At 38.4% G+C, this 14,322-nt stretch carries 11 protein-coding genes and 2 pseudogenes; all 13 read left to right on the top strand.

Annotated elements, in window-relative coordinates; genetic code table 11:
* Positions 1 to 143: 143 nt before the first annotated feature.
* The 13 genes and pseudogenes from BW986_RS10610 to BW986_RS10555 all read left to right on the top strand — a co-directional run bounded on the left by BW986_RS10610 (position 144) and on the right by BW986_RS10555 (position 14,307).
* On the top strand, positions 144 to 1,013 hold the full coding sequence (locus BW986_RS10610) for a MurR/RpiR family transcriptional regulator (protein WP_179086049.1): 870 nt from the start codon (positions 144 to 146) through the stop codon (positions 1,011 to 1,013).
* A gap of 175 nt (positions 1,014 to 1,188) precedes the next feature.
* Complete coding sequence (locus tag BW986_RS10605; protein WP_076367680.1) at positions 1,189 to 2,259, top strand: ornithine cyclodeaminase family protein; 1,071 nt, start codon at positions 1,189 to 1,191, stop codon at positions 2,257 to 2,259.
* Positions 2,260 to 2,296: 37 nt separating this feature from the next.
* Positions 2,297 to 3,211 carry a proline dehydrogenase family protein gene (locus tag BW986_RS10600; protein ID WP_076368018.1) on the top strand — a complete coding sequence of 305 codons (915 nt, stop codon included), beginning with the start codon at positions 2,297 to 2,299 and terminating at the stop codon, positions 3,209 to 3,211.
* A 32-nt stretch (positions 3,212 to 3,243) separates the two neighbouring features.
* Positions 3,244 to 4,806: an L-glutamate gamma-semialdehyde dehydrogenase gene (gene pruA, locus BW986_RS10595; protein WP_142244576.1), complete on the top strand. Its 1,563-nt coding sequence runs from the start codon at positions 3,244 to 3,246 to the stop codon at positions 4,804 to 4,806.
* Between the two features lie 102 nt (positions 4,807 to 4,908).
* Complete coding sequence (locus tag BW986_RS10590) at positions 4,909 to 6,285, top strand: MFS transporter (protein WP_076367676.1); 1,377 nt, start codon at positions 4,909 to 4,911, stop codon at positions 6,283 to 6,285.
* 355 nt (positions 6,286 to 6,640) lie between these two features.
* Positions 6,641 to 6,802, top strand: coding sequence for a hypothetical protein (locus BW986_RS30165; RefSeq protein ID WP_179086048.1), 162 nt, complete (start codon positions 6,641 to 6,643; stop codon positions 6,800 to 6,802).
* 1,395 nt (positions 6,803 to 8,197) lie between these two features.
* Positions 8,198 to 9,574, top strand: a complete 1,377-nt coding sequence (locus BW986_RS10585) for an MFS transporter (RefSeq protein WP_076367675.1) — start codon at positions 8,198 to 8,200, stop codon at positions 9,572 to 9,574.
* Between the two features lie 121 nt (positions 9,575 to 9,695).
* Positions 9,696 to 9,917 (top strand): annotated as a pseudogene (locus tag BW986_RS31220) (hypothetical protein); the annotation flags it as partial.
* Positions 9,918 to 10,044: 127 nt separating this feature from the next.
* Positions 10,045 to 10,275 (top strand): annotated as a pseudogene (locus BW986_RS31215) (ornithine cyclodeaminase family protein); the annotation flags it as partial.
* A gap of 325 nt (positions 10,276 to 10,600) precedes the next feature.
* The gene (locus BW986_RS10570; protein WP_076367673.1) at positions 10,601 to 11,653 is read left to right on the top strand and encodes a proline racemase family protein; all 1,053 of its coding nucleotides are present in this window, start codon (positions 10,601 to 10,603) and stop codon (positions 11,651 to 11,653) included.
* 148 nt (positions 11,654 to 11,801) lie between these two features.
* Positions 11,802 to 12,779 (top strand): ornithine cyclodeaminase family protein, encoded by a 978-nt coding sequence (locus BW986_RS10565; RefSeq protein WP_076367672.1) that lies wholly within the window; start codon positions 11,802 to 11,804, stop codon positions 12,777 to 12,779.
* 81 nt (positions 12,780 to 12,860) lie between these two features.
* Complete coding sequence (locus BW986_RS10560; RefSeq protein ID WP_076367671.1) at positions 12,861 to 13,097, top strand: hypothetical protein; 237 nt, start codon at positions 12,861 to 12,863, stop codon at positions 13,095 to 13,097.
* Between the two features lie 160 nt (positions 13,098 to 13,257).
* On the top strand, positions 13,258 to 14,307 hold the full coding sequence (locus tag BW986_RS10555) for a proline racemase family protein (protein ID WP_076367670.1): 1,050 nt from the start codon (positions 13,258 to 13,260) through the stop codon (positions 14,305 to 14,307).
* Positions 14,308 to 14,322 lie beyond the last annotated feature (15 nt).

The following is a 14,322-nucleotide window of genomic DNA, read 5'->3' as shown; positions in this document are numbered from 1 at the left end:
TGTTTACATTAATGTCGCATGCGGAATGAAGAAAAGGCTTATACTATGTTATGATTAAATAAACATTACCTATGAGTAATTTATAAATAGATAATTATATGAAAGATTATGAAGGGAATTTTACAACGAAAGTAGGTGGAATAGTGAATAAAGTTCAGGAAAACAACAATGTGTTGGATCACATCATTTTTATAAAAGATAACTTGCCAAATAAACAGAAGCAGTTATGTGATTACATACTGCAAAATCATAAAGATATTGAAATGTTTACAGTTAAGGAATTGGCCCGAAATGCTAATGTAGGTACAACAACTGTTTTACGGTTAGTAAAGACGTTAGGTTACGATAGCTTTTTTGAGTTGAAAAAACAGTTTCATGAAATTCAAAGGGATTACTCTGACAAGTGGGAAAATGTGCAGGCGTCTTTTGGAGGTAATGATGAAGACAAAGACTATAAGACGCTATCAAATGTTTGGCAAGAAGGGGTTCAATTGCTAAATAAATCACTTAACCCTCAGTTGGTTGAAAATTTCAGAGATGCTATGGACCTAATCGCAAATGCTGCGAGAATTAATTTACTCGGATTAAGACCTTATAAAGCAGTTGCTATTTACTTAGAACTCCTCATCGAAGAATTTCACTCAAACACGAGACAGCTCAGTTACGATAGTGAGTCGATGTTTGAACGAATATTACAGTTTAAAGAAAACGAAGTAATGATTGTATTTGGGTTTTCCCCATATCCACAACGGACAATTGACGCTGCAAGTGTAGCCTACAAGCAAGGGATCCCCATTGTATTAATTACGGATTATTTGTCGTGTCCTATCTCCACATTTTCAAAGGTTATTTTAAAAGTCGAAACTGGGGAAAAATATTTCACAATAATGCCAATTATTGCTCTCGTAGAATCGATTGTAGTGGAATTAGGAAAAAGGAATTCGAAAACTTCAATTCAACAAATAACAAACTTAGTGGAAACATTGAAAGAAAAGAAAGTTATAGTAGATTAATAAAAAAAGACATTATTATTGTAATTTCATTAGAAATTTACATGTAATGTCTTTTTTTTGTTAATTAAACTCTAGAAAGGAACAAAAGAACCTTTTTTAAATAAAATGGTTTACATTGAATCTAAATGGTGCTAATATACGAATTATCAAATAATTCAAAAAAAGGAGAGTTAATATGAGTACAGTTAAAATACTAGACAATGTACAGCAAAATAAACGAGTTGGTTTTATCTATCTCTCACAGGAAGACTGCATCGAAGCTGGTGGTCTGGACATGGATGGTACACTTGAGGCGATTCAAAAGTCTTTTGAATTACACGGTCGCAACGAGGTAGTCCAACCTTCTAAACCGGTCATTCGCTGGGGAGGACCTGAAACAGAAGAGACAAGAGGAAGAATAATGACGATGCCTTCTTTTCTTGGAGGTGAGATTGATGTAGCGGGAATGAAATGGATTCCAAGCATGCCTGAAAACCCAAGAAAAATTGGACAACCGAGAGCTTCTGCTATTATTATTCTCTCCGATCCTCATAATGGTTTTCCACTAGCAATTATGGATGGAACAATTGTAAGCGCTATGAGAACTGGAGCAGCAACTGGAATAGCTGCGAAATATCTTGCTAACCCGGATTCGCGTACAGTAGGTATTATTGGAGCAGGTGTCCAAAGTAGAACACAGTTAATGGCTGTAACAGGCGTGTTTAAAAATCAAATTGAGCAAATTAAAGTATTCGATTTGAATGAGGAGAAAACAAAACAATTCGCAAAAGAAATGGAATTAGAGCTAAATGTAAACGTTGTCAATGCAGCGAGTGCAGAAGAAGCCATTCGAGAATCAGATATTGTTATTACGGCAACAATGTCAACTTTCCCTTATGTAAAAGGAGAGTGGCTAAAAGAAGGAGCATTCCACTCTGAAATTTCTTTCTGGGATACTGATCCAAAAGAATTAGTTCATTATGATAAAGTCGTCGTGGATGATTTCGAACATGTGAAGCATCACGGAGTAGACGTAAGTTACCGTGCAGTACGAGATGGTGTACTGTCTGAAGAGGATGTTCATAATCTAGGAGACATCATCAACGGTAAAGTTACTGGTAGAGAATGTCCTAAGCAAAAAATATTATTTAATCCAATCGGGATGTCGATCCACGATGTTTCGGAGGCATATCGTGTCTACAAAAGTGCTAAAGAAAAAGGCGTTGGTAAGGATTTAGCTTTATGGGAGCATCCACATTGGCTGTAAAAGTTGAATAGGGGGGCATATGAAATGGGGGGGCAGAATGGAGAAATTGTTAAGCAATACTTTTCAGACGCTTGCTAAGAATAAGACGGCCAATAAGATGGCCAAAAAATATGGACTTAAGTTTGGTGCTAGACGTTTTGTGGCTGGAGATGTCACGGAACAAGCGATTGAATGTGTGCGTAAGATTAATCAAAATGGCATGGTTGCCATGCTGAACTACCTAGGTGAATATGTGTTCACGGTTGAAGCCGCATTGGAAGCAACAGAAAATTGTTTAAAGACCCTTGATGCCATTCATGAGAGTGGAATCGACAGTAATCTCTCCGTCAAGATTACATCACTTGGATTAGATATCAGTAAGGACTTATGTATTCAAAATCTCAAGCTGATTTTGGATCGAGCTCGAGTATATGGAAACTTTGTCCGTATTGAAATGGAAGATTATTCGCACTGTCAATTGACATTGGATATTTATAAAGAACTGAGAAAAGAGTACGAAAATATTGGTACCGTTATTCAAGCTTATCTGTATCGAACAGAAGAAGACATTCATGACTTGAATCGATACAATGCCAACCTCCGGTTAGTCAAGGGGGCTTATAAAGAACCCATCAGTGTGGCCTTTCCGAAAAAAAGTGACGTGGACAAAAACTATGAAAAAATCATTAAAACGCATTTGTTAAATGGGAACTATGCAGGCATTGCGACTCATGATGATGTCATGGTGGAGAAAGTGATTCAATTTACCGAGCAACAGGGCATTCCAAAAACGCAGTTCGAATTTCAAATGCTATACGGGATTCGTTCGGATCTTCAAAAGAAATTAGCTAATCTCGGGTATAAAGTGCGCGTATATGTCCCTTACGGGACGGATTGGTTCGGCTATTTTATGCGCAGACTTGCGGAACGACCTGAAAATGTCTCGTTTGTATTAAAAAATACTTTTAAATAAAAAACATTTTAGGAGGAAAAAACATGTCAAATATGCTACAAACACTAAAATTGGATACCTTCACAAACGAACCTAATACAGACTTTTCAAAAGACCGTGAGGTCCAAGCTTTAAAAGAAGCAATCCTATCCTTCCGGCAAGAATTAGGAAAAGACTATCCTGTTATTATCGGAGGAGAAAAGATTTATACGGAGGAGAAGATTACCTCGATTAACCCAGGAAAGACAGATGAAATCATCGGTTATATGAGTAAAGTGGACCGTGAAATGGCAGAGACAGCGATCCAAACGGCAACGAACACCTTCGGAACGTGGAAACAAGTACGTCCTGAGAAGCGCGCTGATTATTTATTCAAAGCTGCCGATTTAATGAGAAAAAAACGTCATGAATTCTCAGCTGTTTTAATATTAGAAGCAGGTAAAAACTACGAAGAAGCTGATGCAGAAGTGTCAGAGGCCATTGACTTTATGGAATACTACGGAAGATCTATGATCCAATTGGAAGAGGATACACATTATGTAAAACGAATCCCGGCTGAAACAAATAGACTGACGTATATCCCATTAGGGGTCGGCTTTATTGTTCCGCCTTGGAACTTCCCATTGGCCATTTGTACAGGTTTAACGGTATCAGCTGTTGTAACGGGAAATACAACGCTCCTAAAGCCGGCTTCTGTGACACCCATTATTGCCTATAAATTTGTGGAGTTAATGGAAGAAATCGGCCTGCCTAAAGGAGTAATCAACTTTATACCTGGTGATTCATCCATCATGGGCGACTATATCACGGGTCATCCTCTTACACGCTTTATTAGTTTCACTGGATCGAAAGATGTCGGTCTTCATATTAATGAACTCGCTGGAAAAACAGCGAAAGGACAAAAATGGATCAAACGCGTCAATGCTGAAATGGGCGGGAAAGATGGCATTGTAATCGATGAAACGGCGGACTTAGATGCAGCTGCTAAATCCATTGTTTCCTCCGCGTTCAGTTTCCAAGGACAAAAATGTTCAGCTGGCTCGCGTGCGATTATTGTAGAAAGTGTATATGATGAATTAATTCAGAAAGTCATTCTGTTAGCGAGTGAGCTTAAACTAGGAAACGGAGAAGAAAACTATTGTGTGGGCCCAGTTATTGATCAAAAAGCCTTTAATACGATTCTTAACTACATTGAGATTGGAAAAAAAGAGGCGAAGTTAGTATTAGGTGGCGTTACAGGCAGTGAAGAAGGTTACTATATTCAACCTACCATTTTCATTGATGCCGAGCCAAACAGTACGATTATGCAAGAAGAAATCTTCGGACCTGTCCTTACGATTGCCAAAGCGAAAGATTGGGAAGAAGCAATTGAGATTTACAATAATACAGAATATGGCCTAACAGGCGGTTTCTTCTCCTCTAACGAAGAAAGGATTAACCAAGCGATTGAGCGTATGTACTGCGGAAACTTATACATTAACCGCAATGTGACCGGTGCACTGGTCGGTGTTCATCCATTCGGTGGGTTTAACTTATCCGGCACGGATTCTAAAGCAGGCAGTTATGACTACCTCAAACTGTTCAGTCAAGGAAAGCTCCACACGATTCAACACTAAGAAGGTAATGAAAAGCTTACATTCCTCCCTTATCTAATAGGGGGGAGTAGGCTTTTCATCCAATAGATAATGGGTTAATTTTCTAAAGTTGGGAGGGGAACTATGAATCAAATACGTACACTCGAAGAAATGCCTTTACGTAAATTTCATTTTCAAATGTTTTTCTACACCGGCGGTGGAGCCTTTATTGATGGGTACATCATTGGGATCATCGCAGTTGCTTTAGCCGTTTTGCAGCCACAGTTTGACCTGTCCTTGACAACCGTTGGTCTGGTAGGAATGGCGGCGTTAGTCGGCATGTTTTTTGGCGGAATCCTTGGAGGATATTTAACGGATTTGATTGGGCGAAAGACGATGTTTATTTTGGATTTAGTGGTTTTCGTAATTGCCTCCGTTCTCCAATATTTTGCACAAGACCCCATGCAACTCATCATTTTACGCTTTATTTTAGGCCTGGCGGTTGGTGCTGATTATCCAATTGCGGGCACGTATATGGCAGAGTTTGCGCCTAAAAAGAACCGGGGAGCTTTGCTTGGTGGGCTAGTTGCATTATGGTATGTGGGCTACGGCGTGTCTTACTTGGTCGGATATTTTATGTTGGCGCTAGGTGAGGATAGCTGGCGTTGGATGTTGGCGAGCAGTGCCCTTCCTGCCATTATTATTTTACTCGCTCGTTTAAAGATGCCAGAATCTCCTCTTTGGCTCGCGAGTAAAGGAAGAGAAAAAGAGGCAAATGGGATTGTTCAAGGGATTTTTGGAAAAAACGTGGTCCTCTCCGAGTCCTTTGAAGCAGAAGAAAAGACGTCTTTTATGGATATGTTTAAGAATGGGTATGGCAAGTGGACCATCTTTATTGCCTTATTCTGGACGCTTCAAGTGGCCCCTTCCTTTGCGATCGCTACCTATATCCCTGAAGTATTAGGTCTATTTGGCTTCGCGGATGGAAACAAAGAATATTTAGGCTCGGCCATTATGAGTCTGTTTTATATAGTAGGCTTATTCCCCGCCCTTTATTTAGTCGAGAAAATCGGAAGAAGACCGGTCTTAATCTGGCCCTTCTTAGTGTCAGCGATTATTTTAACTACACTCGGCCTTACATCAAGTTGGCATATGTCCTTTGCATTTACGATTATGTTATTTGTTATTTATGGTATTTTTAACACCGGGATGAGTATTCACCAATGGATTTATCCCAATGAATTGTTTCCAACGAAGATTCGAGGAACAGCCCTAGGATTTGGGACAGGTGTAAGCCGCATTGGTTCTTCTTTGAGTACATTTTTGTTTCCGGTGATTTTAAGCAAGTATGGATTGGGGGTCACTCTCTATATCTGTGCCGGTCTCTTTTTTATAGGTTTTCTAGTTTCATTGGTAATGGCGCCAGAGACCCGAAATATGAGCTTAGCCGAAACAAGTACATTAAACAAAAGAACCAATAAACTTAGCTACCAATCAAATTCAGGGAAAAAGATTATTTAATAAAAGTAAGGGGTATATCTTCAAGAAGATATGCAGAAAACCCTACAATAGTCCTTCTTTTAGGTGTAGGTGCATAGCGAATGGCGGAAAGTTAATAAACTTTGATAAGCGTTTATGTAAGGATAACAGACTAGTCTCAATTAATCTATTTTTCTAATCAAATGTATAACTTCCACGATACTAAATATAGAAATAGCATTACAATTTCCCTTATAAACCGATCTGAAGAAATTGAATTTTTAGATTGATAAGTGACAAATTGCTAACTAAATATAAAAATCACCTCTTTCATGTATAATTTGTCAATGATGATAAAGAAAAAGAATTACAAATATTAGTTGGAGGATTTTTTAAGATGTGGGTAATCACTGTTTATTCAGAAAAAAATAATACCACAATGTTTGAGTTTGCTGAAGAAAAAGAAGCAAAAGAAGCTTTTGACAAAATCAAGGGTTGTAAGATTCTTTCAGAAGTAGTTTACTTTAGTGATTATTGTTCTACTTTAGTAACTACTTGAAAGTTTCACTATAATATATAAAGTGCCATGAAAGAAACGAAACTAAAGAATAAATTTCTTGTTAATTTTAATAAGTTTTTCAAATGGCTAAAACATTATTTTACCCTAATTTCGTCACTTTCCTTTACTTAAAAAGACCTTAATTGAAAACTGTTTATTTAGAGAAATATATTAAAATTGAGAGAGTGCGCGAACTTAAAATCTGGGTTGCTTTAAGGCAGCTTTTTCTTTACTTAAATAAACCAGTTAATTGAAACTTTGTTATTCAATTAAGGGCGCAATTGTTGAATGAATCCCAATTTCTCATTTTCATTCCAGCAAATATTTATTGATCAATAGGGTTTACTATTATCACTCGAAAACGACTTTTGTGATCCTACCATGTTGAAAAAACTAAATATAGTATTTGGGTGAAATTCCTTATCAAATTCCTTAAAACTTCCATATCCCGAGGCCTTTATAAGAGGAATGACTGTTGTTGTCTCAACATCAGCTTAATCGCCTAAATCAGAAACAGTTAATATGTCCATAAATAATAAAATAAGATCTAAAATATTTGAATCGTTAGGTAGTGACGGTGAAAAGCATTTTATAGCAATACCAATTATTGGAATTATGGAAGCTGTAGCCATTTGAAACGTATAAGGCAATATTTTTTTTTAATTCAAAAGGAATAATTATACCTTTTTTCAAAAAAAAGGTTTGCATCGAGTCTATTTGATGCTAATATACATCTAAAGTTAAATTTTTAGATAATTCAAACAGAAAAGGAGGTGTTATGAGTACTGTTGAGAAGCTTGCAAAACTAGCTCAAAGTAAAAAGGATCAGTTTTATTTACTTCTCACAAGAGGACAGAATTCAAGCTGAAGGTATAGAATCGTACATTTGGAACGTTTGAACAATCGTCACAAAGAAGTAATCCAACTTTTAAATTGGTCATTCATTGGGAGGGCTTGAAACTGAAGAGCCGATATTTTGCAGCTATACCAAGCGTTGCCTCAGTCAGCATAGGAATCATTGGGGTAGGTATCCCAATAAAATTTAGCTAATGGCTGCAACAGGCATGTTTAAAAAAGGAAAATTAAAACGAAGCAATTCGCAAAAGAATTGCAACTTGAGTTAAATGTAAACGTTATCAATATAGAAAAAGTAAGTTTGCAGTACGAGATGGTGTTTTATCTGAAGGAGGATGTTCTTAATCTAGGAGACATCATCAATGGTAAGTAAGCATCTTTATGACGTACTCCCCTGAAGCACGATCAAGCAGGAAGACATCTTGAACCAACTGCTGCCGGTTGCCAAAGCAAAATATTGAAAGACTCTTAATGATTGGAAAAAATGGGTTGATGAATAATTTGTTTTTTAATAAATATTCTGAATTTTGGAGGGGAGTTATGAATAAAGTTCGCACACTTGAAGAAATGCCTTTGGGTAAATTTCACTACCAAATGTTTTTTTATACCGGCGGAGGAGCCTTTATTGATGGGTACATTATTGGTATCATTGCAGTGGCCCTGGCCGTTTTACAGCCCCAGTTTGATATGTCGTTAACCGTAGTTGGTATGATCGCAATGGCTATGTATGTCGGGATGTTTTTTGGCGGAATAATTGGGGGCTACTTAACGGATCTTATTGGACGAAAGACGATGTTTCTTCTCGATTTAGCCGTTTTTGTCCTTGCCTCGATTCCCCAGTTTTTTGTGAATGACCCGGTACAGCTTATCATTTTACGTTTTATTTTAGGGGTTGCAGTGGGTGCTGATAATCCGATTTCCGCTACGTATATGGCGGAGTTTGCCCCTCGCAAGCAGCGGGGCGCCTTGCTTGGCGGACTAATTGCCCTGTGGTATGTTGGCTACGGTGCATCCTTCTTGGTGGGGTATTGGATGCTGGGTCTGGGTGAGGACAGCTGGCGCTGGATGCTTGCAAGCAGTGCCGTTCCGGCGCTCATTCTTTTACTTGGCCGCTTAAAGATGCCAGAATCCCCTCTTTGGCTGGCAAGTAAGGGAAAAGAAAAAGAAGCCAACGCAATCATTCAAGGGGTCTTTGGAAAAGGTGTGGTCCTCTCCGAGTCCTTGGAAACGAAAGAAAAGACGTCATTTATGGACATGTTTAAAAATGGGTATGGAAAGTGGACCCTCTTCATCGCCCTATTTTGGACGCTTCAAGTGGCTCCTGCCTTTGCGATTGCAACCTACATCCCTCAAGTATTAGGGGAATTTGGATTTGCGGATGGAAACAAGGAGTATCTGGGTTCTGCGATTATGAGCCTCTTCTATTTAGTCGGATTATTGCCGGCAGTATTTCTGGTAGAGAAAATCGGAAGAAGACCAGTGCTAATTTGGCCGTTTTTAGTCTCCGCGGTTGTTTTAGTGATATTAGGGATAACGTCAAGCTGGCAGATGTCATTTGCCTTCACCATTTCGCTGTTTATCATTTATGGTATTTTCAACACTAGTATGAATATCCACCAATGGATTTATCCAAATGAATTGTTTCCGACAAAAATTAGAGGAACAGCTGTTGGATTTGGCACCGGCGTGAGTCGGATTGGTGCCTCTCTGAGTACATTTTTATTTCCACTCATCTTGAGTACATACGGGATTGCTGTCACCATGTACTGCTGTGCAGCCCTGTTTTTTATAGGGTTTTTAATTTCATTCGTGATGGCTCCAGAGACCAGGAATATGACTCTGGCAGAGACAAGTGCTTTAAACAAACCTAGCAGTAAACCTGGCAGTGAGCTTAATCCTAAGAGAGAGACAGTTTAAATGATTAGTTGTAGTAAAGAGGCGTTTTTTTGTTATTACTTTCAGAAAAGGACGTCGAAAGTTCCCTGTCAATGGAAGAAGTAATAAATGTAATTGAAGAGGCAAATATGCGAATAAAGATTTTGTGATGCCAGCCCGCACTTTTTCAGAAGTAAAGGGCGAAGATAATCTGCTGATAATGCCCTGTTTTGTTGACTATTGCATCGGACTAAAAGTAGTCACTTCCTACTCATCAAATTACAAAACCGATAGTCCGGTAACACATGGCTTATTGTTAATAAACGATAGAGAAACGGGTAATTTATTATCTATAATAAACGGCACAATTTTGACAGCGATATAAACAGCTGCCGTTTCTGGAGTTGCTATGCGGAGTCTTATGAAAAATGCTGAAACAGTCTGGTTTAGTAGGAACTAGAATGCAGGGATTGTACCAGCTTATTGCGGCTTAATCAGCTACTTCTGTAAAAAGATTTTATTTATATAATCGATCTTCGGAAAAAATAAAGTCGCTTATTCGAAAGTTTCGAATTATTTCGAATAAAGAAGTTGAAATTATACCGGTTACAGATAAAAGTGAGCTGGTTCGAAATTCAGAAATCATTATTACTGCAACTACATCCATCTCTCCAGTACTTCCGGACGATACGGAGCTCTATAAAAATAAGTTAGTTGTATGGGCAAGGATCTTACAAAAGTAATATGAGAGAATTGCCGCAAACTTTGTTTGATCAAGCCGGTTATCATAATATTGATTCGGAACAAGGAAAGATAGAGTGTGGTGATATTATAGATTCGATGGAAAAAGGTTGGGTTAAAGATCATGAGGTGATCCTATTATCCGATTTTATTATCTGAGAAAACAAAAGTACTGAAAAATGACAGTCTTATTCTATTAAAACCGGTAAATGGCCTTGTTCGATGCCTCTATTGGTAATTATGTATATAAAAAAGCTGAAAATTTAGGGATTGGTCAGGAAGTTAATATTTAATGAATATGGAATAAAAGCATAGGAGTGATTAGATATGAGTTTTAAAAGAATGATTCACGCAGTAGATACTCATTCAGGTGAACCAATGCGTGTAATTACTGGAGGAGTTCCTCATATACCTGGAAATACAGTTTATGAACAGATGCGTTGGCTACAGGAAAACGATGACCAGCTAAGAATGCTTATGTTAAGGGAACCGAGGGGGTATCCTCCTCTTTGTTGTAACCTTATCGTACCGCCTAAGCATCCAGAGGCGGATGCCGGTTACATTATTATGGAGCAGGTTGAATATCCAGTTATGTCTGGTGGTAATACCATCGCTGTTGTTACAGTACTTTTGGAAACGGGCATGCTGCCAATGAAGGAGCCGGTTACTGAGCTAACACTCGAAGCTCCTGCTGGACTTATTCGTGTAAAAGCAGAATGTTCAAATGGTAAAGTGACGAACGTAACATTTAAGAATGTTCCGGCTTTTGCACCATATATCGATGCAGAAATTGATGTACCTCATTTAGGAAAAGTAAAGGTGGATGTAGGATGGGGAGGGATGTTCTATGTAATTGCTGATGTTCGTCAATTTGAAGGACTTGAACTTATTCCTGAACATGGACATGAAATTGCCCGTATTTCATCTATGATACGTAAAGCAGCTCAGGAGCAATTACCCGTAGAACATCCAGATTATCCAGGGGTCGGAATAACGATTTCCCAGCTTTCAGGGCCTTCTTCTAATCCGGAAGCAGACTGGAAAAATGTCGTAAATGTTGCTTCCGGAGATCTTGACTGGAATGACTCTTCTACATGGACAGGTGCTTTGGATAGGTGTCCTTGCGGAACTGGAACTTGTGCAAAGATGGCTACCTTGTATGCGAAGGGTGAATTGAAAATAAATCAAGATTTCCGACACGAAGGGATATTAGGGACAGTATATAATGGTCGTCTTGTTGATGAGGTTAAAATCGGTGACTATAAAGCTGTCGTTCCAACTGTTAAAGGCCAGGCGTGGATTACTGGATTTAACACTTATGTACTTGATCCAACGGATCCTTTTCCTAACGGATTCAGTATAGGAGATATTTGGGCATAAGGGAGTTTTTGAAAATTAAACTGAATATATAAATAGTAGTAATTGGTTTTTGTATAAAAAATTAACCAAAATCCATCATAGTTATACAAATTTCAAAAAAGTAAAATTTATATAATAATAGACACTATTTAAATATAAGGAGGATATTATGCGACAAATTACAGAAGAACAAGTACAAAATATACTTGAGATGGAATTGGTTCTCCCTGTTATCAAGGAGGCTTATGAAGATTGTGTTAAAGGGGAAATTTATGCAGGAAACCGTATTTTTATGCCTATTCGCGGCGAAAAAAATGTGGGACAATGGTTAGTCGCTAATTGTACGAACAAACCTTTCTTCGGATCAAAATTCTCATCTGTTTTCCCTGGGAATTTGAAAAAAGGTCTGCCTAGTACAATCTCTAAAATAAGCTTATATTCAGCTGAAACTGGCGAACTTCAAGCACTCATTGATGCGAACTATCTGACTGCCATCAAAACAGGCGGCAGTGCAGCAATCGCTACTGACTTAATGGCAAGAGAAGATGCCAACAAACTAGGAGTTATCGGCTCAGGACTCCAAGCGTTCTCTCAAGTATTGGCCATCCAAGAAATTCGACCTATTGAGGAACTTTACGTGTATGATATTAATCCTGAACGAGTAGAAAGTTTTATTGAAAGAATTGAAAAGATTAAAAATCGGCCATATAAAATCATTGCGGCTAAAACGGCTGACGAGTGCGTGTCATCCTCTGATATCATCTGTACTTGTACTACCTCACTCACTCCTGTTTTTAAAGGAAGTTCAGTCAAACCAGGTACACATATCAACGCGATTGGTTCTTTTACCTCTTTTATGCAGGAAATTGATACAGAAACAGTACTGAAATCGGATAAAGTAATCACGGAACACGTTGAGGGTTTATGGGAAGCCGCCGGTGATATTTTGATTCCATTCGAACAAGGAAAGATTACCAAAGACAAAGTGTCAGGTACGGTGGGAGATGTGCTAACTGGAAAAATTTCAAAAAGAGAAAATGAGCAAGAAATCACGCTCTATGAAAGTGTCGGATCCGGTGTCTTAGATATCGCACTTTCTATTGCTGTTTACACTAAATTAGTGGAAAGATGTGAAATTACCCATTAATAAAAGTAGTATCTATTCAGAAAGGGGCATTGTAATGTGACAGGGAGTAGGAGCTAGACATATTCCGGAAGAAAACCAAGTGTGTTGGTCAGAGTAAAGGCTTCTTCATGTCCCGATTATTTGTCATGTCCAATTGCCGGTTTTAACAACGTCCTACTAAAGGTAAAACCAAGTGAAAAACACTTTACCTTCATACCGATCATTGCATTGGTAGCGGCGATTGTCATTGAATTAGGGAAAGACATTCGAAAACCTCGATTCAAAAAATCAAGTATCGGGGTAAAATCATTATTAGAATATAAAATTATTTCGGAATAATCAAAAGATAAGGTATGGACAAAGCAAATAAACGCTTCTCCATGCCTTTATTTTTTAAATAGAAAGGTATAAATATTCCTTTTTGGATTCAGGGTGGTTCGAAAAGTAGTTGAAAGTAGTCGTTCTATACTAAGGAAGCAAGTAAGAAGGAGGAATAAGCATGATAGAAAATGAAAACGATTTAATCGTCAAAACGATTGATACACATACAATGGGTGATCCAACCAGAATTGTAGTGGAAGGGCTCCCAAAAATAGAAGGCAGAACCATGTTGGAAAAAAAGAAGAAACTAATCGAAGAATGTGATTATATCCGCTCGAGCTTAATCCTCGAGCCAAGAGGCCATAGGGATATGTTTGGCGCTGTGTTATTAGAGCCTGTGAATCCTGCTGCAGATATTGGAGTGGTATTTATGGATACCCAAGCCTACCTAAATATGTGCGGTCATGGCACCATTGGGGTGACCACTGCCCTATTGGAAACGGGAATTATCAAAAAAGAGGGGGACGAAGTCTTCCTGACACTTGACACTCCTGCAGGATTGGTAAAGGTTTGTGCAAAGCGGAAAAACAACAGGGTGGAAAGCGTATCATTTGTGAATGTCCCAGCTTTCTATTGGGGAGAGGAAATAAAGGTGTTTGTAGAAGAGCTTGGCGATATTTATGTGGATATTTCTTTCGGCGGAAGCTTCTTTGGGTTTGTCTATTGCAATGATATTGGGTTGGACTTAGTTCCGGAAAATGCAGATAAACTGGGGGAAATAGGGAAGAAAATCCGAGATGCAATCAATCAACAGATCAAGGTGGAGCATCCGCTAAAAAGCGAAATTAACAAGGTGGATTTGGTCCTGTTTCTAGATGGGTCAAATAATGAGGGAGTTCACACAAAGAATGTAGCCGTCTTTGGCGACGGTCAGGTTGCGCGGTCAGCCTGTGGGACCGGATTATCGGCCCAATTGGCACGAATGCACGCAATTGAACAGCTTTCATTGAATGAGGAATTTGTAACGGAAGGCATAATTGAAACTGCATTTAAAGGACGTTTGTTAGAGGAAACAACAGTAGGTCATTTTAAAGCAGTTATACCTGAGATTACCGGCAATGCCTATATCATGGGGAAACATGAGTTTTATATTCATCGAGACGATCCATTATCGAATGGATTTTTGCTTAAATATTCCAAGGTAAAATTCAATTGTTATCAAGAATAGATTCCTATAAGGAAC

Source organism: Peribacillus simplex, assembly GCF_900156045.1.
GTDB lineage: Bacteria > Bacillota > Bacilli > Bacillales > DSM-1321 > Peribacillus > Peribacillus simplex_D.
Note: the sequence above shows the minus strand (reverse complement) of the source record. Positions and strands in the feature narration are given on the sequence as shown.

What these genes read in the sequence shown, in the direction of transcription:
- BW986_RS10605 (WP_076367680.1), top strand. Translation starts at nt 1,189, where the DNA reads ATGAGTACAGTTAAAATACTAGACAATGTACAGCAAAATAAACGAGTT.
- BW986_RS10600 (WP_076368018.1), top strand. Translation starts at nt 2,297, where the DNA reads ATGGAGAAATTGTTAAGCAATACTTTTCAGACGCTTGCTAAGAATAAG.
- pruA (WP_142244576.1), top strand. Translation starts at nt 3,244, where the DNA reads ATGCTACAAACACTAAAATTGGATACCTTCACAAACGAACCTAATACA.
- BW986_RS10590 (WP_076367676.1), top strand. Translation starts at nt 4,909, where the DNA reads ATGAATCAAATACGTACACTCGAAGAAATGCCTTTACGTAAATTTCAT.
- BW986_RS30165 (WP_179086048.1), top strand. Translation starts at nt 6,641, where the DNA reads ATGTGGGTAATCACTGTTTATTCAGAAAAAAATAATACCACAATGTTT.
- BW986_RS10585 (WP_076367675.1), top strand. Translation starts at nt 8,198, where the DNA reads ATGAATAAAGTTCGCACACTTGAAGAAATGCCTTTGGGTAAATTTCAC.
- BW986_RS10570 (WP_076367673.1), top strand. Translation starts at nt 10,601, where the DNA reads ATGAGTTTTAAAAGAATGATTCACGCAGTAGATACTCATTCAGGTGAA.
- BW986_RS10565 (WP_076367672.1), top strand. Translation starts at nt 11,802, where the DNA reads ATGCGACAAATTACAGAAGAACAAGTACAAAATATACTTGAGATGGAA.
- BW986_RS10555 (WP_076367670.1), top strand. Translation starts at nt 13,258, where the DNA reads ATGATAGAAAATGAAAACGATTTAATCGTCAAAACGATTGATACACAT.